Origin of the sequence: Rhizobium aethiopicum (genome assembly GCF_900094625.1) — a bacterium.
Taxonomy (GTDB): domain Bacteria; phylum Pseudomonadota; class Alphaproteobacteria; order Rhizobiales; family Rhizobiaceae; genus Rhizobium; species Rhizobium aethiopicum.
On the sequence record NZ_FMAJ01000011.1, the window covers coordinates 46454 to 71157 of the forward strand.

The 24704-nt window shown below is 60.6% G+C and carries 22 protein-coding genes; 9 read left to right on the plus strand and 13 right to left on the minus strand.

All coding sequences use genetic code 11. The features are described 5' to 3' along the window. The first annotated feature begins 137 nt into the window (after window positions 1-137). On the plus strand, window positions 138-1247 hold the full coding sequence (locus GA0061105_RS21995) for an acyltransferase family protein (RefSeq protein WP_092752999.1): 1110 nt from the start codon (window positions 138-140) through the stop codon (window positions 1245-1247). A gap of 32 nt (window positions 1248-1279) precedes the next feature. Here GA0061105_RS21995 and GA0061105_RS22000 read toward each other — a convergent pair whose 3' ends face one another. Both GA0061105_RS22000 and GA0061105_RS22010 read right to left on the minus strand, forming a co-directional pair. Next, window positions 1280-2302: a glycosyltransferase family 2 protein gene (locus GA0061105_RS22000; RefSeq protein WP_092752833.1), complete on the minus strand. Its 1023-nt coding sequence runs from the start codon at window positions 2300-2302 to the stop codon at window positions 1280-1282. Between the two features lie 184 nt (window positions 2303-2486). Further along, window positions 2487-3398, minus strand: coding sequence for a glycosyltransferase family 8 protein (locus GA0061105_RS22010; protein WP_092752837.1), 912 nt, complete (start codon window positions 3396-3398; stop codon window positions 2487-2489). Between the two features lie 308 nt (window positions 3399-3706). On the opposite strand from GA0061105_RS22010, the gene GA0061105_RS22020 reads away from it, so the two are divergent. After that, on the plus strand, window positions 3707-4006 hold the full coding sequence (locus GA0061105_RS22020) for a hypothetical protein (RefSeq protein WP_092752841.1): 300 nt from the start codon (window positions 3707-3709) through the stop codon (window positions 4004-4006). Between the two features lie 185 nt (window positions 4007-4191). On the opposite strand, the gene GA0061105_RS22025 is transcribed toward GA0061105_RS22020, so the two are convergent. The 4 genes from GA0061105_RS22025 to GA0061105_RS22040 all read right to left on the minus strand — a co-directional run bounded on the left by GA0061105_RS22025 (window position 4192) and on the right by GA0061105_RS22040 (window position 9814). Then, window positions 4192-5661: a hypothetical protein gene (locus GA0061105_RS22025; protein WP_092752843.1), complete on the minus strand. Its 1470-nt coding sequence runs from the start codon at window positions 5659-5661 to the stop codon at window positions 4192-4194. 121 nt (window positions 5662-5782) lie between these two features. Continuing rightward, on the minus strand, window positions 5783-7159 hold the full coding sequence (locus GA0061105_RS22030) for a polysaccharide biosynthesis/export family protein (protein WP_092752845.1): 1377 nt from the start codon (window positions 7157-7159) through the stop codon (window positions 5783-5785). Between the two features lie 4 nt (window positions 7160-7163). Further along, on the minus strand, window positions 7164-8180 hold the full coding sequence (locus tag GA0061105_RS22035; RefSeq protein ID WP_092752847.1) for a glycosyltransferase family 2 protein: 1017 nt from the start codon (window positions 8178-8180) through the stop codon (window positions 7164-7166). After that, on the minus strand, window positions 8177-9814 hold the full coding sequence (locus GA0061105_RS22040; RefSeq protein WP_245304395.1) for a polysaccharide biosynthesis tyrosine autokinase: 1638 nt from the start codon (window positions 9812-9814) through the stop codon (window positions 8177-8179). The genes GA0061105_RS22035 and GA0061105_RS22040 overlap by 4 nt, the downstream gene beginning before the upstream one ends. On the opposite strand from GA0061105_RS22040, the gene GA0061105_RS33435 reads away from it, so the two are divergent. Next, the gene (locus GA0061105_RS33435) at window positions 9768-9917 is read left to right on the plus strand and encodes a hypothetical protein (RefSeq protein WP_245304397.1); all 150 of its coding nucleotides are present in this window, start codon (window positions 9768-9770) and stop codon (window positions 9915-9917) included. The two genes, GA0061105_RS22040 and GA0061105_RS33435, sit on opposite strands and share 47 nt — an antisense overlap. A gap of 104 nt (window positions 9918-10021) precedes the next feature. Here GA0061105_RS33435 and GA0061105_RS22045 read toward each other — a convergent pair whose 3' ends face one another. Continuing rightward, entirely contained in the window at window positions 10022-10723 is a 702-nt protein-coding gene (locus GA0061105_RS22045; RefSeq protein ID WP_064697467.1) for a sugar transferase, read from the minus strand. Window positions 10724-11194: 471 nt separating this feature from the next. On the opposite strand from GA0061105_RS22045, the gene GA0061105_RS22050 reads away from it, so the two are divergent. The 5 genes from GA0061105_RS22050 (at window position 11195) to GA0061105_RS22070 (ending at window position 16952) form a co-directional block, all read left to right on the plus strand. Beyond that, window positions 11195-11932 (plus strand): Crp/Fnr family transcriptional regulator, encoded by a 738-nt coding sequence (locus GA0061105_RS22050; RefSeq protein WP_092752851.1) that lies wholly within the window; start codon window positions 11195-11197, stop codon window positions 11930-11932. Beyond that, a complete protein-coding gene (locus tag GA0061105_RS22055; protein WP_245304390.1) occupies window positions 11929-13278 on the plus strand; it encodes a glycosyltransferase family 4 protein in 1350 nt (449 codons plus the stop codon). Before GA0061105_RS22050 ends, GA0061105_RS22055 begins: the two co-directional genes overlap by 4 nt. Then, the gene (locus GA0061105_RS22060) at window positions 13275-14519 is read left to right on the plus strand and encodes a glycosyltransferase family 4 protein (protein ID WP_092752855.1); all 1245 of its coding nucleotides are present in this window, start codon (window positions 13275-13277) and stop codon (window positions 14517-14519) included. Before GA0061105_RS22055 ends, GA0061105_RS22060 begins: the two co-directional genes overlap by 4 nt. 72 nt (window positions 14520-14591) lie before the next feature. Next, complete coding sequence (locus GA0061105_RS22065; RefSeq protein WP_092752857.1) at window positions 14592-16073, plus strand: lipopolysaccharide biosynthesis protein; 1482 nt, start codon at window positions 14592-14594, stop codon at window positions 16071-16073. A 51-nt stretch (window positions 16074-16124) separates the two neighbouring features. Beyond that, window positions 16125-16952, plus strand: coding sequence for a glycoside hydrolase family 16 protein (locus GA0061105_RS22070; RefSeq protein ID WP_092752859.1), 828 nt, complete (start codon window positions 16125-16127; stop codon window positions 16950-16952). A gap of 19 nt (window positions 16953-16971) precedes the next feature. On the opposite strand, the gene GA0061105_RS22075 is transcribed toward GA0061105_RS22070, so the two are convergent. The 6 genes from GA0061105_RS22075 to GA0061105_RS22100 form a co-directional block, all read right to left on the minus strand. After that, the gene (locus GA0061105_RS22075; RefSeq protein ID WP_092752861.1) at window positions 16972-18051 is read right to left on the minus strand and encodes an ABC transporter ATP-binding protein; all 1080 of its coding nucleotides are present in this window, start codon (window positions 18049-18051) and stop codon (window positions 16972-16974) included. Continuing rightward, a complete protein-coding gene (locus GA0061105_RS22080) occupies window positions 18048-18977 on the minus strand; it encodes a PfkB family carbohydrate kinase (RefSeq protein ID WP_092752863.1) in 930 nt (309 codons plus the stop codon). Before GA0061105_RS22080 ends, GA0061105_RS22075 begins: the two co-directional genes overlap by 4 nt. Next, entirely contained in the window at window positions 18978-20000 is a 1023-nt protein-coding gene (locus tag GA0061105_RS22085; RefSeq protein WP_092752864.1) for an SIS domain-containing protein, read from the minus strand. Next, window positions 19997-20842: a carbohydrate ABC transporter permease gene (locus GA0061105_RS22090; RefSeq protein ID WP_064697476.1), complete on the minus strand. Its 846-nt coding sequence runs from the start codon at window positions 20840-20842 to the stop codon at window positions 19997-19999. The genes GA0061105_RS22085 and GA0061105_RS22090 overlap by 4 nt, the downstream gene beginning before the upstream one ends. Further along, the gene (locus GA0061105_RS22095) at window positions 20842-21726 is read right to left on the minus strand and encodes a carbohydrate ABC transporter permease (RefSeq protein WP_092752866.1); all 885 of its coding nucleotides are present in this window, start codon (window positions 21724-21726) and stop codon (window positions 20842-20844) included. Before GA0061105_RS22095 ends, GA0061105_RS22090 begins: the two co-directional genes overlap by 1 nt. Window positions 21727-21796: 70 nt before the next feature. Further along, window positions 21797-23035: an extracellular solute-binding protein gene (locus GA0061105_RS22100; protein ID WP_092752868.1), complete on the minus strand. Its 1239-nt coding sequence runs from the start codon at window positions 23033-23035 to the stop codon at window positions 21797-21799. A gap of 227 nt (window positions 23036-23262) precedes the next feature. Here GA0061105_RS22100 and GA0061105_RS22105 point away from each other — a divergent pair, with 227 nt between their 5' ends. Then, entirely contained in the window at window positions 23263-24468 is a 1206-nt protein-coding gene (locus GA0061105_RS22105) for an ROK family transcriptional regulator (protein WP_064697479.1), read from the plus strand. The last annotated feature ends 236 nt before the right edge of the window (window positions 24469-24704 follow it).

Below are 24704 nucleotides of genomic sequence, written 5' to 3' on the forward strand. Positions count from 1 at the left end.
GAAGTACTCCCCTCGAATCTTTCCCGATGTAGCTGTGGTCACTGACACGCGTCCCTGAGCCGGCAATGATGCTTGAGATGGTTTGCGGCGAGAGCTTGCGATTTCAAATTGCGTCAAAACTTCTGAAAGGGGCACAGATGGTTCTCAGCGAAAAACTTGATCTGGCGAAGGGGCGGCCGACAGGCTTCGATTACATGCGATTGCTGTTGGCCTTCTCGGTGCTTTGGATTCATACGGCTCGCGTCACCTATGGCGATGATCTGTTTTTGTGGGAAACGCCCCTGCGTCCTTTTATCAAGTCGGTGCTGCCCATGTTCTTTGCCCTGAGCGGGTTCCTGGTTGCCGGCAGTCTCGCGCGATCGAGGACGTTGATCTCTTTTCTTGGCAATCGGTTTATCCGGATTTACCCCGCTCTCGCAGTGGAAGTGTTGCTCGCTGCTTTTATACTTGGAGCGATCTATACCGAGTATGACCTCAGTAACTACTTCACCGACCCTCAGTTTTTTACATATCTGCTCAATGTCACCGGGCACATTCACTTTAATCTGCCGGGGGTGTTCCTGAACAATCCTGATGCCGCGATGGTGAACGGGCAGCTCTGGACCGTGCCCTTCGAACTTGAATGCTACGTTGCGATCGCCGTCCTTTTCCTGCTCGGCGTGGTCAGGCGGCGCGTGCTCGCGCTCGTCGCAACGACGGCGCTGATTGTGGGTTTCGGGCTCGCACGATATTGGAAACATGAAAGCAACTGGGCATCCATGCCAACGACCGCGTCGGGGAATCTGTTGATCGGCGCCTTCCTCGTGGGCGTTACCATCTATCTCTACAAGGACAAGATTCTGTGGGATTTCCGGATTTTCATCGCTTCTGTGGCCGTGATATTGTGGGCTTACTGGTTCAGCTCTTTTGGCGACTTCATTGCCATTCCGGCTATTGGATATGTAACGGTCTTTCTCGGCCTCACCTCGCCCCGCAAACTCGGAATGCTTCAGGGGGCCGACTACTCCTACGGCGTATTCCTCTACGGCTATCCGATCCAGCAGGCCTTCGTCGCACTCGGACCCTGGGCGCATAACTGGTGGCTGAATGGGATCGTCTGCAGCGTCATTGTCACTTGTTTTGCCGCCTTCTCGTGGCGATTCATCGAAAAGCCGGCCTTGGAATTGAGGAAACAGGTGACCTGGCTCGAGAACCTCTACCTGCAGCGCGGCACAAGAGGGGAATTGGCGGGGGCGGCTTCGAAATAGGTTTGTCGATCGGCCGGGGGCGCTAAGGCTGTTTAGACTTCGCCCCCGGAGATATTTCGCCAGTATTTCCAACCTTCACCCTGAATGAGCCCGCGGTCGGACAAGTCCTTCCAACTCGTGTAAGTGCCCGTATCGTCACAGACGAAGTCACCCATGTCCTTGTCGGAGGAGTAAACGGTATATTCTTCCGTGTGCTGAGAACGGTGCGCGGCATCGGCGACCTTGTGCACGAAGGTCGAGAGGAATTTGAAGTGGAGAAGGGCGCCGGATATGCCGAGCGCGCCGCGCATGTCGCCGAGATTCAGGGAAAGCGGCCAGACCTGGTGCGATGATTTGAGAAACAGCCGTTCACCCGTCACATATATGAGAGGGATCTTGTTGAGCGCCGGTCCGTCCCAGAGGCGATCGCGAAAATAGATGCGCCCGCGAACGCCGCCTTTGATCCATGTCGTCCAGTTGCGTTCGTCGAAATGTGCGACATAGCCGGATCGATCGAAAAGATTGCAGACTTCGAGCGGATTGCGGCCGGGTTCGCATATGTTGTCGAGAACGGGACGCGGGCTGTACATGTCGATCATCACCGAGCGGAGCGAATGGCCGCCGGTGGATTCAATATAGGCTGTCAGTTGATCGATCGGGCGGGTGTCGCAATGCGGATAGACCAGGAACTCGTCTGCATCGACATAAAGCACCCATTTCTCCCGACAATGCCGATTGATCACCTCATTGACCCAGTCGTTTCCGAATCTTGCCGCCTTGTAGGAGCCATGGGCCGTCAGAAGCGAGACATCATCGAAGCTGGACAGCAATTCAGCCGTTCCGTCCGTCGAGCCGTTGTCGATGCAGATGAAGTGTTCGAATCCGAGATCACGATAATATTGCAGGAAAAATGCCAGCCGATGGCCCTCGTCACGGATGACTGAGATGACAACGTGACGCGCCTGTTTGAGTCCGCTGCGCAGCAGGTCGTAGCGAAGCTGCCGAGCCTTGAGCGAACGGCGCAGGCGGGCTTTTGCGTAATGCGAGGCACTGGCGACGGAAGCGCGATAACTCATATTCCATCCTGCGTATTGTCCATTCCCGGAATGGTTAGGCTTGCTTCAAGAAGTTCAACGGACGGACCGCGGAGCGACACCGGCTGGCGGCCAGCGACCGCGCGGGGAGCGAGGATATAGTCTTTCGGGCCGATCAGGCGGAGTCCCATAACGCGGATCTTCATGTGGTGTCGGACCTGCGTCATCATACGGCGTAATCGCCAACCAGCAGGCTCTGAACCCGCGGGTGAGGGCCGTTCCTCTCTATCGCGTGTTCGATGCGTGCCCGTATCGACCGATATTTATAGAGTGTCTTCCGGTCGAAGCTTATTCCGCGATAGAGCGCGTTGTAGATCGGATGCGCCTTGCGCAGATCGACGTAGACCTGGCTTTCCCGATCGGTCCATGGAAAGAAGGTTCCATGCCATGGCTTCGGATGCGCCATATAGTGGACGATCGCCAGTGACGACATGTTCACCAGATGCAGAAACTGCTTGGGAAAGTTCCAGCGGTTGGACACGAGGATGAGCGACGAACCACAAACATAGTTCAATGCGCCCTGATCATGTTTGCCCTCGCAAGCTTCGGGATTTCTGGCAAAAAGCTCGAGCGCCTCCTGCCCGATCCAGCCGTTGCGATGGAATTTCAGGACACCTGCATTGAAGTAGTGGTTGTCCTTTCCAGTGTTGAGGAAGTCCTGGATTGCCGTGTAATCGCGGGCGGCGAAAAACCGGCCCTCTGGCACGATGGCGTTTTCGAGTTTGCCGAGATCGCTGACGATCTGGGTGTCGCCGTCGAGATAGATGATCTGGCTGTAATGGGCGGGCAGGATCTCGCAAAGGACCAGTTTGGCCATCGTGCTGACGCTGATTCGCCCCCGAAAATGCGAACCGTCGAGTTTGCCGAGCGAGTCCTGCAGTGCGTCGGTCGCATCGGCCAATTGGACTCCGCTCGCAGCGAGCAGAGCTTTCAACTCATTGAAATTATCGAGACGTTCAGACATGAGCACGCAAACATCGGTTGCGGGGCTTGCGGATTTGCGAGCCTGAAGCGCGGAAAGGATCGTTGGAAATGAATATTCGACATCCGTGACGTACACAACGCACTGATTGTTCATGTCATCACCCTTGAGGTTGTCTTCAAAGCGAGTGAATGGCTGCTCTCTGCAGGGTCGAGGGAACAGTTGTTGATTGACCCGGCAGACCTGTCGTATGACAGTCCGGTCCTGTATAGATTGCGGATCGCCGGACCGATCGTTTGTTGAAACGGCATCCGGGCTCCGGCGGTTTTGGTGTGTTCCATTGTTGAGACGCTCATCATGAAGAATGACGTGCCTGTCACAGGGCTGTGTTTCGACATCGTGAACCGCGGCAGGACGATCGGTGCCGGGACACTTATCGAAATGCAGAGGGAAGGAAGATCGTCATGCTGATCACCACCTTGGTGGCGGCCGTGATTTCGATAGCCGCCGGCGTTTCGATCCGCGCCTGGGCCTTCGCGATTTTCGCAATCCTGGTGGCAATCGGCTTCGGCAGCGTGGCCTTTGCCGACGGGGCTTCGCTGATCGAGGCGACCGTTTCCGGCATCGCGTTCCTCGTGCTCATGGAGATCGGCTATCTGGCAGGGGTGTTCCTGTCGGGTTTCGCGCGGCGCAGCGCCAGGATGCGGCAAAACAATTCCGCCGCCGATAGCGTCGCAGCCCCCAGCGAGCGCCGGCAGGGCTGACGCCGATACGGGATCGGGCGCTCGTCCTTCGCAGGAGCGGAGTGCAGAGCCGCGTTCCCCCGCCTTTTTAACACCAGCATTTCCTACCGGATCCGACGCGGACGGTTGACTGCGAAGCGCGCCGGGCAGGCGCGTGATCGCAGCGGAGCGCTGTCCTTGGCCTTGAACGAAATTCGCGGCTGAGCTCATCGGGTTGCAAACACCGGCGATCTCCTGAGAGATGCTGATGCCTCCGGGGGATGCCGGATTGCGAGCGGTCGGGGCGCCCGAAGCCGCCAGGTACAGGGTTCGGCCAGGCAGCCCGCAGCCAAACCCGCCGTGGTGCTGAACAGCAGGCCGAGATCGGTGCCGCTTCCTGAAATCGCCGCAGAGGCGATCTGCGATATCGATGCCATAATGGCGGCGTTTCCGATTGCATGCGTCTCCCGATCACCCGAGACGTGCCGACCTGAGGCTCTGACAAGGCTGTACAGGAAGGCGACGAAGAGAAGCGTGCCGGTCAATCCGACGTTGGACAGCAATGCGGCGATGAAACTCGAAGCTCGAACCGTACCGAGCCCGGCGCCGAAGGTTGAGGTATCGACGAATGCGATCAATGCCAGCGTGTTCCAGGCGGTGCGCTCTTCGCCGGATTGCGATTGGAGCTTGTCCGATAGGGTGGTGTTGACGAGGCTGGCGATGGAATCCCACGCATCGGGGGCAAGGCTGAGAGCGACGATGGCACAAGGGATCAGGAAGAGGGTTATCGCCAGAAAAGTCACGTGGGAGGTCTTAGCCGAGCCTGCGATCAGGCGTTTGAAGCAGAACAGTACGAACATGCAGACGACGAAGAGCCCGGCGATATAGGCGGTTGTCGACGTGCAGAGCAGGATCGTCGGGCCGATAAAAAGCGTCGCCATGCCGGCCATGCGGCTTCGAACACGCTCCAGCCAGAGCAGAAGAGTGAAGGAAAAATACGCCAATGCGACTGTCCCATATATGCTTGCTTCGGGAAAGGCGCCGACGATGCGTTTAAAACCGCTGATCGTCTCGGCCGTATGCATGGTGTAATTCGCGTTTCTGATGACATCGAGCAGGTAGGACTGGCCGGTCAGGAACGTTCCGATATCAAGCAGGGCGAGGGCAAAACATGCGATTGACGCGACGATCAACTGTTGTGCGATGAAACGCTGATACCCGAGTCTGGCAAGTCCGGCGACCACGGCAAAGCAGGCGAGGTCGCCGAGCAGATAGACAGACTGGCTAAGATTGGACGAGCCTGGCGACAGGGGAGCGGCGACAGTCGACATCATGCCTGTCGCATCTCTCGCAGAGGAGTAGACGAGGGTCGCGCCCGCAAAAATGCGCGGCAGGAAAAAGGACGATACTACGGAAAACAGGACATAGGCGGCAAACCAGAAGCCGGGACCCGGATAGGCGATGCTCGCCAGCGCCGCTTGCGTCTGGACTGGACGCAGTAGGGTGGCGGCGACGATAAACAGCAGCAAAAGATGGCTTGGCTGGATACTGCTGCCGCCGAGCGCGGGCAATTGGAGAGCCGCCGCGGCTCCTAGCAGCGTTAAGAGGCAAAGGGTCGTGACTGCGAAACGCGCGCCGTTGACCATGGCGAGCAGGCCAAGCAGGAGAACGATGAAACCGAGCGGCTCTATCGACATGCGTCCAATCCTGACATGGGCAAACAGCTGGAATAACGATTTGGCAGAACCCGGGCATCCCGAAGCAGATATGATAGGCGAGGCGAAAGCCGCCAGCTGTCGTCGTTGATCATCAAGCCTCCTAATTCGATCCCGTCTGGGATATCCAGCCGCGGCCCGCTCGATTATCCCCGGCCACATCAGAAGACGGGAGCGTCGAGCTCTGTGTCTGGGGTGCGGACTGCAGCGGCGAAGTCGGCGCCTGAAGGTTCGTGTCCAAACCGACCTCGACGAGATCATGCGGCAGCAATGCGGTTTGCTCGTCGGCCACGATGTTGCTGTAGGTTCCGTCGCTATTACGCCGCACAATCCTGTAATTCTTCTGCGCTCTGCCAATACCCGGCGCGTCCATATTCACCTGAGCGAGTTGAGCGTCGTACCCCGCCTGTTCACCCAGAAGCTGAGCCACCTGGATATCGATCGCGGCCCTGCCGATCGCAAGATTGACCTGATTCAGCAGGTCCTGGTTTTCGCTGTTCTGCCTGTTGACGATATTGATCTTGGAACGGTTGGCCTCGCTGAGGCCCTGGCGAGCCGTGGTCAAGGCAACTTCGAGATCGATCAGGGTACCTTGTGCATCCGCAACCCAGCGGTCGACAGACACCTGACGGGAATTGCTGACTAACCCCTTGCTCACCAGGCTGTTGACGTTGTCCAGTTCCTTTTGGGCGAGGTCAATCTGCCGCTTCTGCGAGCTGATCTTCGCCTCGAGCGACTCGACCTGCTGACCATAGAGGCGGGTGAGGTCGTTCGCCGCTTCGATCTGGCTGTCGATATCGACACGACGCAGCCGCATCAGGTTCAATTCCTGTGCCTTCAGCTTGTCCACTTCGGGCGTTCCGACGAGTTCGGCAGGAATCTCGAAGCTCTGCTCCCCGGCGATTTCCGCCCGCAGCCGCGCCTGCCGCATCAAAAGATCGCGCCGGTTGAGGACGGCCGTTCGAAAGGCGCCGGCTGCCTGGATCCGGTCACGCTCGAAGTAAGTGTTGTCCTCGCGTTCCCGCAGGAAGCCGCCAGCGATGCTGACGGCCTTCATGACAGTCATCCTCGATTCAAAAGGATAGCGCCCCGGGGTTTGAACGGTCCCGGTCACAAAAATCGGCGCATGCTCCGCAACCTCCAAGGCGATGTACGGCTTGCCAGGAAGTGCCGCCTTTTCAGCGAGAGCGCTGGCGATGGCGTCGGCGAGTTCTTCGGTTGTTTTTCCGGAGGCCTGTACATGGCCGGCGATCGGGATCGACAAGTCGCCAGTGTCGTCGATGGTGTAAACGCCATCGAGCGCTTCCCAGCTGGCATATCGGGAATCCGCGGATCGCCATTCGACGACGCGCAGTCTTACCTTGTCTTCCGGCACGAGGGTGAATGTTTGCGCGTGGGCGACGCTCCAGCCGGTCAGGCAGCAGAAAACCAGGGCGAGGGCCGCGGAGATGACGCGATCGGGGAAGAATGTTGACTGCATTGATCTATCTCCGTTTCGTCGCCGTCGGCGGCGACGCCATTGCGCGGGACGGTGGATTGGCGAGTTCGAGAATGCGGGACGGTGCGGCGCGGCCGGCAAGAAGATCGGTGAGCGCCAGCCAATTGCCGTTCAAACGTCCCCAACGGTCGATCAAGCGGTCGTTGAACAATATTCCCGATGCGTTCGCCAGAATGTTGCGGCCGATCTGCGCCAGCGCACGACCTTTCGACATCGTACCCTTCCGGATCAGGTAGGCAGGATTGGCAATCTGCGAATAGCCGAGTTTCCGGCCGGGCTGTCGCCCGGATCTTACGCCGAGATGCACTCCGCAGGCGCCTTCAACGCGCACGGATCTGCCGTAGTGGGCAATGGATCTGCTGAAATCGACATCCTCAAGCCAGCCATAGAGCGGCAGTTGCTCGTCAAACGCCAGTGCGTGTTCGAGAACGGGGGCGAGGCGAACCGCCATATTGCACCCGTAGGCATTGTATACATCCGTCACCCGCTCGGACTTTTCGCCGGCAGTGTGAAGAACCTGCAGGGCCTTCGACATGTCGAGCCCTCCAACGAGGACGCCGTCTGCCAGGACTTCACCGGTGGCGATCGCGACGTCGGGCTTTGCTGCAAAGACGGCTGTCATTCGCGACAGGAAGGTTGCGGCAGGAATGAAATCGTCGTCCAGGAAGATCAGAACATCCGTATCGGCCGCGGCCGCCCGGATGATGCTGTTGCGCTGGGAGGTCAAGCCACGGCTGCCGACAATGACTTCCACGTCGTGACGGCCCGCGAGCCCGGCGGCATCGTCGATCCCCGGTACGCAGACGATCAACCGCTGCGGCTGGTCCGGCAGCCCGGCGAGATAATCGACCGTTTCCAGCAGGATCGAAGGGCGGCCCGCCGAAGCAATTCCGACTGCAATCCGCAGTGGCTGGCTCGCGCGCCGCGCCACCGCTTCGGCGGAAACAGGCGCCGGTTCGACCAGCCCATCCTGCCTGGTTGCTTTTGCCGAATGGGCGTTCATGGCTGCATGCTCTTCGGAGCGTGGTTGATGATCGCGCCGAGGATCTCCGCGCCGACATTGCGCAGCGTCTCGATGACACGCATGGCGTCGTCGATCGAGGTGCGTCCGTGCGAGGCGACTACCAGAACGCCGTCCAGCTCCGGCGCGATCGCATTGGCATCCGGTGAAGCGGAGAAAGCGGAAATGTCGACGAATACGGAGTCGAACTCCTTTTTCAGCTCGACGAAGCTCAATTGCGTGCGGCGCGAGCTCAGACGAATGGCCGGCGAAACGGTGTCGACCCGGCCGAGCGGAAGGAATTTCAGCGTAGGGCTGAGGGGCAAGGCCGCCGTCTCGATCAGTTCGCCGTTGTCGAGAACGTCGGCGAGGCCGCTCGAACTTTGGGGCGCGATCGCCTTGCTGAGCGAGGATTTCTGCGCGGCCGCATCGATCAGAAGCGTCTTTGCTCCAGAGACCGACGACAGCACCGCAAGTTCGCATGCGATGGTCGATGCTCCGCCGCCGGGCTCGACAGCGACCACTCCGATGACGACCCGGCGTTTGCGGCGAAGCCCGACGACCGTTGCGCTCAGCTCCGCCATGCCCGGGATAACAGGGCGGGCGGTTGTGCTGCTGCCCGTGCCGACGGCGAGGAAGCGCGGCGGGTGGCCGTTGCGCGTCCTCTTTGCTGTCGCCAGCAAAGTGACAAAGGGCAGACCGCCGGTTTCCGCGATCTGATGCGGGCGGACGAGCCGGCGGTCGCTGGCGTGCCGTATCATCGCGAGTGCGAGACCGGCGCCAAGGCCGACCGCCGCCGCAAAGGCGGCGATCAGCGTGCTGCGCGGTCTCGCTTTTGAAAGAGGCAGCGTAGCCGGCGAGACGATCGTGGCGTCGGACATCGAATAGGTGATGCGCTGCTTGGTTTCGGTCAGCTGGTTCAAGGTGTTTTCATAAAGGCTGCGGCGGGCATCCGTTGCGCTCTGCAGCTCCGCAAGCTTGAACTGGTCGCGCGGATTGCTTGTGAAGCTGGCCAGGGCGCTGGCGGTATCCGCCAGCCCGCGCTGCTGCTCGGAGATGAATGTCGACAGCCAGTCGCTGTATTGGCGGGCGGCGTTGGCCTTCATCGCGATATTCTTCTGTATATACTGCCTGGCGAGCGTGTCGGCGATGTCGACGGCCTTCTGAGGCGTCGATGCCGCAGCCGATACCTCGATGATCGTCGAGCTTCCGATCCGGCGGATGCCAGTCATGTTCAGCAGTTTGGCGGTTGCCCAGTCGTGCAGCCTCTCCTCCTCCGTCTGCGCCTGGACTTCGTTCGCTCCGTTGCCCGAAGAAAACCCAGTCAGCCAATTCTTCGCCCTGTCCTGCAGCGAAGGCGTCTGATCGACAAATTCCGGATCATGAACGAGATCGAGCGCCGCTACGGTACCGCCGACGACATCGCTCGATCTGGCGATCTCCAGCTGGCCTTCGATGAACGCATCTTCCGCGAAAGCCCTCTGTGCTTCAGAGCCGCTCACCTGGGGAAAGATCACGAGCTGGGTGCTGGCAACGAAAGTCGGCTCGGCGGTCAGCAGATAAGTTCCGGCGATCGCCAGGAAAGCGCACGTGGTCACGACGATCCAATGCCAGCGCATTCTCAAAAAGAAGAGCATATCCCGCAGGGTCAGCGGCGAATTCCCGCCGCCTGGGGCTGCTGCAGGCAGGGATATGGGAGAGACGCCGCTGAAGATCGTGCTGGAGGTCATGTCGTCCTAATCCGGAATGGGAAATCAAGGAATAACCAGGTAATGGCAGCTTGGAGGAGACGGTGGAGAAGCGCATCTTCCGATCTCGAACACGGCCAGCGGTCGCCCGAAGCCTCAGTACGATCCGCGCTGCGAAAACAACGCAGGGATGGTCTTGGCGATGATGACGAAGTCTCGGACGAGCGACCAGTTGTTGAGATAGTGGACGTCGAGAGAAACCCGGTATTCGTAACTGACGTCGTTGCGCCCGCTCGTCTGCCATTGACCGGTCAGCCCCGGGCGAACCGCCATATAGGCCCATATGTGTTCGCCGTAGCGCGGCAGTTCCTCGGCTGTGATCGGCCGGGGTCCGACGAGGCTCATTTCGCCACGCAGGATATTGATCAGCTGCGGAAGCTCGTCGATGCTCGAGCGCCTGAGGATGTCGCCGACAGCGGTGATCCTCGGATCGTTCTTCAACTTGCGCGTTGCTTCCCATTCGCTGCGGGCCGCCGGGTTGTTTTGCAGCAATTCAGCGAGCTGAGCACTCGCATCCGTCTTCATCGTCCGAAATTTGAGGCATCCGAACGGCGCTCCGCCGAAGCCAATGCGCGTATGGGAATAGAAGACAGGGCCACCGTCGGAGAGTTTCACGATCATCGCGACGATCAGAAGAAGCGGAGAGAGCAGGATCAGGGCGGTGATCGCAACAAGAAAATCTATCGCACGCTTCGACGACCTGCCGGCTGTACGAGGTCGGGAGTCGTGTAGGCCGCCGCCTTTCGCGGCGCCTCCGACGCGCGACCAAGCCTCAAAACTATGTGCTTCCCATGTCATCGCGGTCTCCAAAACATTGCCCGTCAAGAACGTTCAAAGCTTGCTGCGCCGCACCCTGATTGTCTGTTACCAAGGTCATAATTGTTAATTAATTCTTTATGCTAGGAAGCCCCACACAGATTTCCGACTACAGATCCGTGTCATCAATTCTTTTAATTGGCTATGTAATCTGCTGTTGGTGGTCATTACTGCGTGAGATCAATGATTTTGCTGATAATAGCGATTTTGAGAATTGATGATTTTTAATTCGCAAAGTCCTTTTTATAAGCAATCGTTGACCGATATCCCCACATATATTCACGTATGTTAGAAAATGCTATTTTAAATTGGGCGTTGTTCAAGTCATTTTTGAAAATAGACTTGAAATTTACGCTAAATCGCGCCGATGTTATTTGACTAACGTATTAATCCAATATAATTGATGCGATGCAGCATTGGTGAGAGACCAATCTAGTATCAGGAGTGAATTGCATGGACGGGATCACGCATGCATCTGATCGCAGGCTCGGCATCAGCAAGGCCGCGATCTCGGCCAATGCAGGCATTCACCTCAACGGTCGTATCGTCGTCGATGACGAATTCCTTTCCTGCCGCTCGAGCATACGGCGTTTCCGTCGTGGCGAGATCATTGCCGGGGCCGGCGTCCTTGTCGATACGTTTGCTCGCGTCCATTCGGGATTGGTCACTGCAAGTACGATGCTGCCCGACGGCAGGGAATTCATCGTCGAAATCATTCCGAAATCAGGTCTGATCGGCGAGCTCGAAGTCTTGCGCAGGCAGACATTGAGCCTCGAATATCGAGCCGGCTCCAACTGCGAGCTGCATTTCTTCGAGGGTCGGCTGCTGCGCGACATGTATGCCAGCGATCCGTGCTTCCGCGAAAAAGTCTTCTCAAGGGCCTTGGCGCGGGTTTCGGAGCTTGAACACAGGATCATCGCCAACGCGGCGTCGACCCTGCGGGCAAGACTGGCGAGCACGCTGCTGCGGCTCTCGGCTGTTTACGGAAAGGATGTCGCAAACAGCGGCGACGAACTGATCATCTCGCAAAATGATTTGGCCGCAACGCTGCCGGCGTCCCGCGAGAAGGTCAATCAGTGCCTGCGGCGTCTGCGGGAATGCAAGATTATCGACGGGGGGCAGGGCAAAATCCGGATCCTTAATCGCAAGGCGCTCGAGGCCTGCGCGAATGGCGCGTTTACGGTGAAGTGATGCGCCTGTCGCTTCCCCAAGCCCCGCGATCCGCCGCAAGTGCCAGCCGCTTTCGCGACCGCGGTTTGACGAGAATCGATCGCGTGGTCGTCATCGACGACTACTCGGTGGCCAAGGGCGGGGCGACGGGGCTGGCGGTGCTGTCGGCCAAGCTTTTTCGCGGCCTCGATATTCCCGTGACTTATATTTGCGGGGATGACGCCGCCAATGCGGAGCTTGCTGCTCTCGGCGTCGCGATGGTCGGATTGAACAGCCGCGACCTGCTTAGCGCCGAGCGTTCGAAGGCTTTCGTGACCGGCATTCACAATGGTGCGGCCACGCGTCTGGTCGCGCGCTGGATTGCCGCAAACGATACCGCGACTACCGTCTATCACGTACATGGCTGGCATCAGATCCTGTCTCCCGCGCTTTTCAGGGCACTGGCCCCGGTCGCGGCGCGCTGCGTGGTTCACGCGCATGACTTCTTCACTGCCTGTCCCAACGGCGCCTTTTTCGATTACCAGGCGCAGGAGATCTGCCGCCGGCCTCCACTCGGTGCGGGCTGCATTGCGACGGCTTGCGACAAGAGAAGTTATTCGCACAAATTGTGGCGGGTCGCGCGCGGCTCGAATATCCTCCGGCTGTTAAGGGCTGAAGCCGATTTCGGCCGGATAATCCTGCTGCATGAGAAGATGGCTGGCTTTCTCGTCGGCGCCGGCTATCGGCCTGAACGGTTGACGACGATCCGCAATCCCGTCGCTCCCTTGTCGAGAGAGCGCGTCGAGGCGGAGGTGAACGACGAATTCGTCTTCATCGGCCGGCTCGACGAGGAAAAGGGCGTCGAGGACGCGATAGCCGCCACACGCAGGGCCGGCGCCAGGCTCTGCGTGATCGGGGACGGACCGCTGATGCCCTTGGTCGCAGCGTCTGGCGATCACGTCAGGGCCGTCGGCTGGCAGTCGCATGCGGAGATCGGCGCCACCATCCGCAAGGCGCGCGCCCTGTTGATGCCCTCGCGTTATCCCGAGCCTTTCGGCCTCGTGGCGATCGAAGCGGCCAGAAGCGGTCTACCCGTTATCATGTCACGCAGCGCCTTTCTTGCCGAGGAAATGGAACGAGGCGGCATGGCGTTTGCCTGCGACACCGCTGATGAAACCGCCTTTGCCAATACATTGTCGCGATACAGCCAAATGCCGAGACACGAGATCCGCGCCATGAGCGAGCGGGCCTTCCTGACGTCTCCGGCTCTCGCCTCGACGCATGAGCAATGGCGCGACGCGCTCCTTGCCGAATATTACAGCCTGCTTTCGACGAATCCGGTTCCCAAACTGACAGACGGTGTGGCGACACAAGGAGTATTCCGTTGACCTTTAAAGCAACAACCTCTCTTTCCGACGCAAGGGCATTTCTCGGCGATGCGCCCGTGGTGGCGAAAAGACGCGTGGCCGAGGCGGGAAGCGTCAAGGAAACCAGCCAGCTGCGCGTCGCGATCGTGCACTACTGGCTCGTCTCAATGCGCGGCGGCGAAAAGGTCGTTGAAGAATTGTGCCGCATGTTTCCGCAGGCCGATATCTTCACCCTCGTCTGCAACCGGGATCGCATCAGCGATTTTCTAAAGACGCGGAACATCCGCACGTCCTTTCTGCAGAAGATCCCCGGTGCGCAACGGCATTACACCAAAATGCTGCCGCTGATGCCATTCGCGCTCGAGCAATTCGATCTGCAGGACTACGATCTCGTATTGTCGAGCGAATCCGGGCCTGCCAAGGGCATCATTACCCGCGCCGACGCTCTCCACGTCTGTTACTGCCATTCGCCGATGCGCTACATCTGGGATCAGTTCCACGTCTACCGCCATGGTCTGCCCTGGGTGGGGCGTGCCTTGATGTCGATCACCGCGCCGATGCTGCGTGCCTGGGATGTGACGACGTCTTCCCGTGTCGACGTATTCGTCGCCAATTCCGATTATGTCGCAAACCGCATCCGCCGCTTCTACGATCGGGACTCCATCGTCATCCATCCCCCGGTTGCCACCGATGATTTTTCGGTCGGGAAGGGGAAGGGCGAATTCTATCTCTATGCCGGCCAGCTAACGGCCTACAAGCGGCCGGATATTGCCGTTCGCGCCTGCACCGAGGCGGGGCGCAAGCTTGTCGTAATCGGAGAGGGAGAACAACTGCCCTATCTGAAATCGATCGCGGGGCCGACCGTGCAATTCCTCGGCCACCAGCCGTTCAATGTCCTGCGTGACCACCTCTCGCGATGCCGCGCCCTGCTGTTTCCAGGCACGGAGGATTTCGGCATCCTGCCGGTAGAAGCGATGGCATCAGGGCGGCCGGTCCTCGCTTTCGACGCCGGCGGCGCCAGGGAAACCGTATCGTCGCCGAAGGTCGGTTTTCGCTTCGCTGAGCAAACCACCGAAGCCCTGCTGGAAACCATGGCGGCTTTCGAAGGGGTGGAGGACGATATCGATCCGCATGCGATCCGCGCGCATTCGCTGAAGTTTTCCTCCGCGGTCTTTCGCGATCGGATGACCGGGCTCGTCGAGCAACAGCTCTCCACCCATGCCGACCGATCCGCCGATGTCTTCAATAGAGGGCCGGTCTGAGACAAAGACCGGACCTGGCTGTCTTGCTGCCGCGATCGAAACCGTCTCAAGCCGACGAGGAATAAACAGATCATGTCAAGCCTATCTCACAGGACGGCGACGGCGAGCATCTGGACGATCAGCGGGAAATTCCTCGCGCGGCTGCTTGATTTCGTCAGTCTGCTCGTCCTGGCAAGGTTGTTGAGTCCTGCGGATTTCGGATTGGTCGCCATTGCGACGTCGGTTCTGGTCATCATCGAGTCGATCCTGGATCTGCCTTTGACCCAGGCCTTGATGCGCCAACCATCGCCTTCGGAGGAGATGTTTGCGACGGCTTTCACACTCAGCCTGATGAGAGGGTTGGCCATCAGCCTGCTGATGATGACCATATCCTGGCCGATGGCCCTGATTTACGACGATTCCCGGCTTTTTGCGCTTGTCGCCGTGCTTTCGATCGCGCCGGCCACGCGCAGCATGATCAGTCCGCGCATGGTGCTTTTCATGCAGCGTTTCGATTTCAAACGCGAGTTCGCGCTCGACCTCATCACCAAGGGATCGACGCTGCTGTTCGGGGCAGGCGTTGCCCTGGCGACGGGCAGCTATTGGGGGCTTGCGGCGGGGGCCGTCGCCGGCCCGACCGCGGCGATGATCACTTCCTATGTGTTCGCGCCGATGCAGCCGAAATTCGGCCTGTCGGAATGGAAGCGTTTCCAGGATATGATCAGCTGGAATACGGTGGCGCAGGTGCTCAGCGCGATTAATTGGCAGCTCGACCGGCTGCTTTTGCCGCGTTTCGCCGGGCTGTCGACGTTTGGCGCCTTCAGCGTCGCCGACAATATCGCCGGCATTCCCTATCAGACCTTTGTAGGGCCGTTGCTACGCCCGCTGATGGCGGCTTTCTCCACCGTCGAAGATCGTCGCAACCTGGTTGCCGCCTATTTGAAGGCAACGAGTGCAATCACTTTCGTCGCGGCGCCCATTCTCATTGCGCTTGCCTTTCTGGCTGAGCCGACGGTGCGTATCCTCGTCGGCGAGAAATGGGCATCCGCCGCACCAATTCTGCAATGGCTGTGCGTGGTGAGTCTGCTCGGTCTGCCGACGAACATAGTGCCGGCATTGGCGATGGTCATGGACAATACTCGTTCCCTTGCCTTGCGGATGTTTGCCGAGTTCGCGGTCAGAGCCCCGGTCACAATCCTCGGTATCGTCTATTTTCAGGTGGCGGGTGCGCTCGGCGCGCGTGTTGTGGCGGTTCTCGTCGCTTACGCCGCCTCGCTCGCCATTACAAAGCGGCTGATCGGAGCGAGTTTTGCCGCGCAGCTGAATTCCTTTTGCCGGCCGCTGGCCGCTAGCCTGCCGATGATCGCCTTCCTGCTCTGGGTGCAGCCGACGCTCGCCGCCATGCCAATTGGCTTCAAGCTGATCGCCAGCCTGGCGGTTTGCGGCGCGGTGGCGGCGGCGATTTTCTGGGCCTTTGCCCTGCTGCTGTGGCAGATCCTGGGAAGGCCTGACGGTATCGAGACCATCGTCGTTCAAAGGCTGATGCCGTGGCGAAACGGTGTTCTCGCCTCATAATGGAGACAGGTGCAGTCCAACAATTGGGTTTGGCGTTTTCGGAGGCGCGCAATGCGGTACGGGATATCTTCTAGGACTTTGGGTCTGCTCGTCGTTCTTGGTCTGGCGGCTTTGCCCGGCCAGCCGAGCGTGGCCCAGGAACCGATCAACATGAATGCGTATCAGCTGACGTTCGAGGAGAATTTCGACAGTCTCGACGTCTCGGCATGGGGAGAGAGAAGCTCGCGCTGGATCGCCCATACACCTTGGAACGGTGATTTCGGCGACGCCCGGTTCACAGATCCGGCTCCCGGCTTTCCGTTTACGACCGATCAGGGAATTCTGAAGATCGAAGCGCGCAAGGGAGAGGATGGAACCTGGCGCTCAGGCCTGCTCTCGGCAGTCAATCCGAAAGGCGAAGGATTCGCCCAGCAGTTCGGCTATTTCGAAGCGCGGATGAAGCTGCCGCCAGGCAAAGGGGTTTGGCCGGCCTTCTGGCTCATCGGGCTCGACCGGTCGAAATACACCGCCGAGATCGACGTCCTGGAATATTACGGACGCGCGCCCTACGAATTCTCCATGGGCTTTCATATCTGGCGCCAAGCCCATGGCGGTGAGAATTCGAATGGCGGCTACTGGAAGACCGTCCAGGACGGAATTTTGAACAGCGAGTATCACACCTATGGCGTCGACATCCAAGCCGACAAGACGGCCTTCTATCTGGATCGCCAGTATCTGTGGAGTTTCGACACACCGAAGGAGTTCCACATGCCGTTCTATCCGCTGGTGAACCTGGCGCTCGGCTCGGGCTGGCCGATCGACGAAACGCCGAACCCTTCCATCCTGCTCGTCGACTACATCCACGTCTACAAGCGGAAGCCGGCGGACGCGGCGAATTGACGGAGCGATCCGTTTCCCTCTATTGCCCGCGAAGGCAACTGAGACCGGTTTGCGCATCGAACAGATGCATCGCTTCCTGGTCGAAGAAGAGCGTGAGCTTTTGGCCGTCCCGGACCGGCGTGCGCGGCGGCAGGCAGGCCATAAGCCGCTGGTTCCCCACAAGGGCGGTGACGACGAGTTCCGGGCCGGTCAACTCGGCAACCTCCACGGTCGCCTCGATCGACGGGCCGGCGGCGTCCGTGCGAAGCGACTCGGGACGGATGCCGAGGATCAGATCGCGGCCGTTGCCGGCTGCGCCGCGGAAACGGGCGGGCAGGGGTGCGCTGATATCGGTACCTGAAAGCCCCAAGCGGCCGTCACGCGCCGTCACCTTCAGCAGGTTCATCGGCGGTGCGCCGACGAAGGTCGCGACATAGAGCGTCGCCGGATTGTTGTAGATCTCTTCCGGCGTGCCCAGTTGCTCGATGCGGCCGTCGCGCATGACGGCGATGCGGCTCGCGAGCGTCATCGCCTCGATCTGGTCATGGGTGACATAGACCACGGTGGTCTTCAGCATCTGGTGCAGCCGCTTGATCTCGGTGCGCATTTCCATGCGCAGCTTGGCGTCCAAATTGGAAAGCGGCTCGTCGAAGAGGAACACCTCCGGCTTACGTACCAGTGCTCGGCCGATCGCGACGCGCTGGCGCTGACCGCCAGACAGTTGGCTCGGCTTGCGGTCGAGCAGATTTTCGATCTGCAGGAGCTTAGCCGCATCGCGCACGGCCCTGTCGCGTTCGCCCGCCGGAACTTTGCGCATTTCCAGGCCGAAGCCGATGTTCCTGTGCACCGTCAGATTGGGATAGAGCGCATAGGATTGAAAGACCATTGCGATGTCGCGGTCCTTCGGATGTACGCGCAGCACCGAGCGGCCGCCGATCCTGACGTCACCGCTCGTTGCCTCGGCAAGGCCGGCGATGATGTTCAGAAGAGTCGACTTGCCGCAGCCGGAGGAACCGAGCAGCACGAGGAATTCGCCACTTTCCAGGGAAATATCGATGCCTTTCAGCGTCTCGACATCGCCGTAGGTTTTGCGGATATCTTGGATATCGAGCGCGCTCATGACTTTGGCTCCTGAGGTGAGGCCGGGGCGCCATAGCTGCGGGGAAGGGTGGAGATGGCGCGCGAGGCGACCTCGGTTCCCGCTCTCAGGCAAGATATCAAAGGCTCGTCCTTTGCCAGCGCTGCGAGGAAGGCGGCGTTGAAGACATCGCCGGCGCCGATCGTATCGATGACAGCGACAACGGGGGCTGCCACCGAAACCAGCTGGCCGTCTGGCCCAATCGCGATTGCGCCATCGGGGCCGCGTTTGACGACGACGATGGCGCCTTTCGGCATATGCGAGCTGATGTGCCGGGCGGCTTCGACCGGATCGGCGACGCCGGCAAGCGTCGTCGACTCGACCTCGTTGAGCAGTGCGATGCCGCTGCGAGCAAGCCAGGCGCGTGTTGCAGTGCAATTCTGCTCAGTCCAGCCGTCGAGCGGCCAGCCGGTGTCGAGTGCGACGGTGATATCATGGCTCTCGGCCCAGTCGAAGAAGACGTCGTATTGACTGGTCAGATCATCGGTCAGGAACCCGCCGCAGAGAAGTGCGTAACCGCCGCGCAGCCTTGCGCCGTCGATGACGGCGAACACGTCGGCGAGGCTGAAGCGCGGCAGGTGGCCTCGCGTCGTGAAGAAGGTGCGTTCGCCGTCGGGATGGGTGATGCCGACGGAGAGGGTCGTTTGTTCAGGGCGCACCGGCCACATCTCGGAACGGTGGCCGAAGGCCTCGGCGAGCCAGCGGCCGAACTGGTCGCTGCCGATATTGGCGGCGATTTCGAATTCGACCCCGAGCGCCTGCCAGGCGAGGGCGCTGTTGCCTGCCGATCCGCCGACCCTGAGCTCGTCATGATCGACGATGATTTCCGTTCCGGCCTTCGGCCAGGGGGCGGCCGGTCCGAGGATCAGGTCGACATTGACGTTGCCGATGACTGCAAGCGGCCGCATTCATTCGCTCCGGGTGATCTTTGTGGATCGAACGGGTGTTCCGGCATTGTCCACGCGGGCCTCGGCAAAGCCGATCATCAGCCGTTGGGCGACCGGCAGCATGGCGAAGATCGCGGCAAGGCCGGTTGCCGGGGTAAAGCGGATCGTGACCGCGCCGGTGACCGGAGCTTCGGTCGATGCGTCGAACAGGATGACGGGCGCGCCGGCCTCGACGGCGGATGCGGCCATCGCCGTTACGAGGCCGGCCGTCTCGTCCAGACCGCGGAACAGCACGACGCCGATCTGCGGTCCCAGCATTTCCATAGGGCCGTGGCGGAGCTGGCCGCCCTCGAGAGAAAAGCAGGGACGGCGCGACAGCTCCGTCAATCCAAGCGCCAATGCCTCTGCGACACCCTGCAGGCGGCGGCCCGACGTGACGACGGTCGCGACGTTTTCGAGTGCCGCGAGCGCGGCTGCGATGTCGTGGTCTTCCGGCGCCTTGAGGATGGCAAGCGCGGCCGTGGGATCTTCGCCGAGAGCGGCGAGGATTGCCAGATGCAGGGCGAAGGTTACCGTCAGACTGCGGGTGGCGGCAAAGGCAAGCTCGGTGCCGCCGCTGCCGACCAGCGACGGGGCGGTTCTTGCGAGAAAGGAGCTGCCTTCCAGTGTCAGGCCAAAGGTTTCCTCGGTGGCGCCGGTCTCATCGAACCAGCGCAGAACTTCGGCGCTTTCGCCTGATTGCGAGGTGACGAAGATCGTCCGGCCGACGACCGGCAGCGGCTGGCCGAGTTGCTCGGAGAGCGGTAAGGCGACGGCATCGATGCCAAGGGCTCGGTAGAGCGGTTCGACGGCGCGGTTGACGGCATGCGAGCCGCCCATGCCGAGCAAGAGCAGGCGGCCGGTTTTCTCAAGCGACTCGGCGGCTCTTTCTGCCATGGGCTCGGCCGATTTATAGGAGGCGATCGCATCGGCGTGCTGGCGGGCCATTTCGCGATCGATCGCCGCAAGCCCGGCGGGCCGGTTTCTTCCTGTTGTCATGTTCATCCCTTGACGCCGCCGCTGGTGAGCCCCGAAATCAGGGCGCGTTGCATGACGAGACCGATCAGCACGGGGGGCAGGGCGGCGAGCACGCCTGCCGTGGCGATCAGTCCGTAATCGGAGACGCGGCCGCCCGCGAGATCGGCGATGGCGACGGTCAGCGTCTTGGCGCGCTGGTCCGAGGTGAAGAGCAGCGCGTAGAAGAATTCATCCCACGCAAGCAGGAATGCGAAGAGGCCCGAGGTCGCGACTACAGGGGCGGCGAGCGGCAATGTGATGATCCGGAGCGTTTGGAACAGGCCGGCACCGTCGATCATCGCCGCGGATTCGATCTCGCGCGGGATGGAATCGAAGCCGGATTTCATCAGCCAGGTGGTGAAGGGCGCCAGGATGCTGAGATAGACGAGGGCGAGACCGAAGACATTGTTCAGCATGCCGAGATGGGAGAGGCCCATATAGAGCGGCACGGCGAGCGCCACCGGCGGCAGCATGTAGGTAGCAATCACCATCGACAGCGACCAGCCAACGGAAGGCGTGCGCGACACTGCCCAGCCGGCGGGAATAGCGAGCGCGATGGCGGCGATCGTCGCCATACCCGCCACCTCGATGCTGTTGCGCAGCGACGAGGTGAAGGCGGCGCCGGCGCTGTTTTCGAGCGTCGACAGCAGAAGCTGGTATCGCGAGAAATCAACCGCCTGCGGCCACCAGCGCAGCGGCTTTGCGGCAAGATCGGCCGCCGGCGAGATGCTCATGATGAAGAGCCACAGGATCGGCGCCAGGATGACGGCGGCAAGCAGCAGCGCCGAGAGGTGAATGAAAGCTGAGAAAAGCGGGCTCCGGCGTTCCATCAGGCGGCACTCCCGGCGGTCTTGCGCACAAGGACCGCGTAGCCGGCGGCCAGCAGCGTCACCAGCAGCGTGACGATCAAGGCCAGCGATGCTCCCGAGCCCGCCCGCTGAAAGGAGAACGCCTCCTGATAGACCAGGATGGAGAGTGTGCGTGTGCTGTTGGCCGGACCGCCTCGGGTCATGACCCAGATGATATCGAAAACTTTGAAGGCCTCGATCGTGCGCAGCACCAGCGCCACCATCAGCGGGCCGGCGAGATAGGGCAGGATGACGAAGCGGAAGCGAGCGAAAGGGCCGGCGCCATCGACGAGCGAGGCGGCGGTGATGTCGCGCGGCACGGCCTGGAGTGCGGCAAGCGCGATCAGCGCCACCAGCGGAAAATTCTTCCAGCAGTCGGCGACGATCAGGGCTGCAAGCGCCGTTCCCGGCTCGCCGAGCCAGGAGCGATAGGCGTCTAGCACGCCGAGCTGCGTCAGCGCCGCGTTCAGCGCACCGTATTCGGGGTTGTAGATCAGCCGCCAGAGCGTGGCGTTGACGACGGTCGGCAGTGCCCAGGGCAGGATCATCAGGGCGCGAAGAGCGGTGCGGCCGCGGAATTGCTGGTTCAGCAGCAGGGCGGCAAGGACGCCGATCACCATTTCGGCGGCGACCGAGACGATGGCGAACCATGCGGTGGTGATAAGGGTGCGCTGGAAATTCGAGCCGGAGAGCATCTTCGCGTAGTTGTCGATGCCGACGAAGTTGCCTCCGGTGCCGACGAGCCTGGCATCGGTGAAGGAGAGGCCGACGGTATCGACCAGAGGCCAGCCGATTACCGAGATCATCACCACCAGAAGCGGCAGCATCAGTAGCCACGCGCGGGTTGTCAGCCAAGTGCCCGACATCGAGGCGACCTTTTCATTGATAAATTCTGGAGACCGGGCGGCGGCGGACGCCGCCCGGGGTTCATGCCGCTCAGAGGCCGCTGTTTTCGGCCGCCGACTTCAGTGCGTCCTCGGGAGTGGACTGGCCGAGCAGAGATTCCTGGATCGCCTGCTGCAGCGCCGTTGAGAGCTCGTGATATTTCGGCGTCGTCGGGCGCGGATACATGGCTGCGAGGCCGACCTTGGCGGCGGAGATCAGCTCTTCCTGGCCCTTGGTGAGGGCCGGGTCCTCATAGGAGGATGCCCAAATCGGCAGGCTGAGCTTGGCATAGGCGTTCTGCGTGGCCTGCGAGGTCATGAAGGTAATGTACTTCCATGCCTCGTCGGGATGCTGGCTGGCGGAGGTGATGCCGAGGCCCATCGAGCCGTTGACGGCCGAGGCCTCGCTTTTGCCGGCAACGCCGGGTGCCGGCACGACGCCGACCTTGCCCGCAACCTTGCTGTCCTTCGGGTCGTTGGCCATGTTGTACATATAGGTCCAGTTCAGCGCGAAGGCGGCGTCGCCGTTCTGGAAGACCTTGCGGACGTCCTCTTCCAGAAATTCCTTGGAGTTCGGGTTGGTAAGGCCCGATGTATAGCTCGCAACCATGTATTTCAGCGCATCGAGACCGCCGCCGGTCTGGAAGGCCGGCTTGCCGTCCTTGAGGAAATCGCCGCCATAGGCGCTGACGAGCGTGGTGTAGTCGCAGATGGCGGCTTCGGCCTGCGACCAGCTCCAGGCGATCGGGGTCGCGAGCAGGCCCTTGTCCTTGATCGCCTTTGCCTGCTCGGCCAGCTCGTCCCAGGTTTTCGGCGGCGCCTTGATGCCGGCCTTCTCCAGGATCTCCTTGTTGTAGAACAGGTATTTGGTGTCGAGGATCCACGGCATGCCGTAGTATTTGCCGTCATACTGCACCGTGGTCCAGGCGCCCGGCAGCACGCCCTTCTTCATCTCGTCGGTGATGCGGGAGGAGACATCGACCAGCACCTTGTTGGTGGCGTATTCGGCCGGCCAGATCACGTCGAAGAGAACGACGTCGTAACCGCCCCCGGAGCCCTGCGCCAGAACCGTCTTATCGTGCAGGCCTTCATAGGGGACGAATTCGAGATTGACCTTGATATCGGGGTTCGCTTTGGCGAAGGCGTCGGTCATGGCGCGCACATCGGCCTCGCTATAGGCGGCCTGCGCCATGAAAAGCGCATTCAGTGTCGTTTCGGCGAAAGCATGCGGGGCAAAGGATGCACCGATCAAGGCCGCACCCAAAAGCGTCTTGTTAAGAGATTTCAGCATTGCAGCCTCCAGTTTTTGACATTTACGCATGGCCGAGGGCGGTTTTCCGCCATCGGTTTTCGAGAAGGCACGGGCGAAATGCAACGTGCCGGTTCGTCATCTCGGAGCGTCGTTGGAGGCCCTGTGCGGCCTCCCGCGTTCCCTGGAACTCTCCGGTCCCTTATTAAGTCAAATGTCTTGACTTATTACTTCGCCAACATTCTACTGGAGTCAAGAGGCAATTGCACATGAATGACGTCAGGCCAATCCGGGCCAAGAGCGGCACCAATCACGAAGGCACCAGTGCGCATAACCGGCGCGTGATGATCGATGCCTTGAGGATCAATGGTGCGCTCTCGCGCGCCGATCTGGCGCGGGCGACGCGGCTGACCAAGCAGACGGTGTCGAACATCATCGAGGAGCTCGAGCGTGATGGTCTCGTCAGTTCGCAAGAGGCGGTACGCAAGGGCCGAGGTCAGCCCTCGACACCCTATGGGCTGGTGCCTGGAGGCGCCTTCGCGATCGGCCTGCAGATCGACCGGCATGTGACGCGGGCGGTTGCCGTCGATCTCGTCGGCAGCGTTCTCGTTCGCGCAGAAGCCGGTTTGCCCACAGGAGGTCCGTCGACGGGAGCGAAGGTCATTCTCGATCTCGTCGCCGGCGTGCGCTCCAAGCTCGCCGGCATCGTCCAGCAGTCGGAAAAACGGCTGGTCGGCCTCGGCGTCGCCATGCCTGGCCCGTTTGGGATGGACGGCAGCGGCGATGATCCCTGGATGATGGAGGCCTGGCAGCAGTTTCCGCTCATGGAAACGCTGAGCGCCGGCACCGGGCTCGATGTCGGCCTTCAGAATGATGCGGCGGCGGCCGCGACCGCCGAGCGAATGGTGGGAGCCGCTCATGGTGTCGACCACGCCGTCTGCCTCTTCGTCGGCTACGGCATAGGGGCTGGCCTCATCTTGAACGGGGAGCTTTATCGCGGCGCCAACGGCAATGCCGGCGAGATCGGAATGGCGCTGCTCTTTGCCGGCGGCAAAACGACGCCGCTCGAACACCGTGCCTCGCTGGCCTCGCTCTACCAGCACCTATCGGGCGATCCGGCAGATCCCGATCTCCATGCTCGCATCAACGATCTCGCCTCCAGGGGCGATCCAAGCATTGAGCCGTGGATCGAGGCGGCGGCGGCAGACTTGCGCTGGAGCATTCATCTGATCGAAACGATCTTCGATCCGCAGACTGTGATCCTCTGCGGCAGCGCGCCGGAAGCGCTGGTGAACAGCTTGATTGCGGCGATCGGCCCGCTGCTGCCCTCGATCGCCGAAAGGCCCGGCCGGACGCTGCCGCGCCTGCAGCCCGGCATGGCCGATCCCTGGTCGGTGGCGCTCGGAGCGGCCGCTGGACCGATCAGCCGTGCATTCGATCCGCGCTTTGCTGCAATTTTGAAGGATTCCCTGTAATTTTAAGGCTGAAACCTCGCGTTGCACAGCAGTGCAACGATATAAATGTGATGTTTTTTGAAAGTTTCGTCTCCATAGGCCGCACGAATAGAGGCGCTTTCCTGTAATATAGATAAATATTGCATACACGCGTAAATTGGGGTTATTCGAATACAAATAGCCGCGACTGCAAATATATTTGTAGGTTACGATAATATTCTCCAGACATTTCGCCGGTAGTCGCGAATAACGATTGT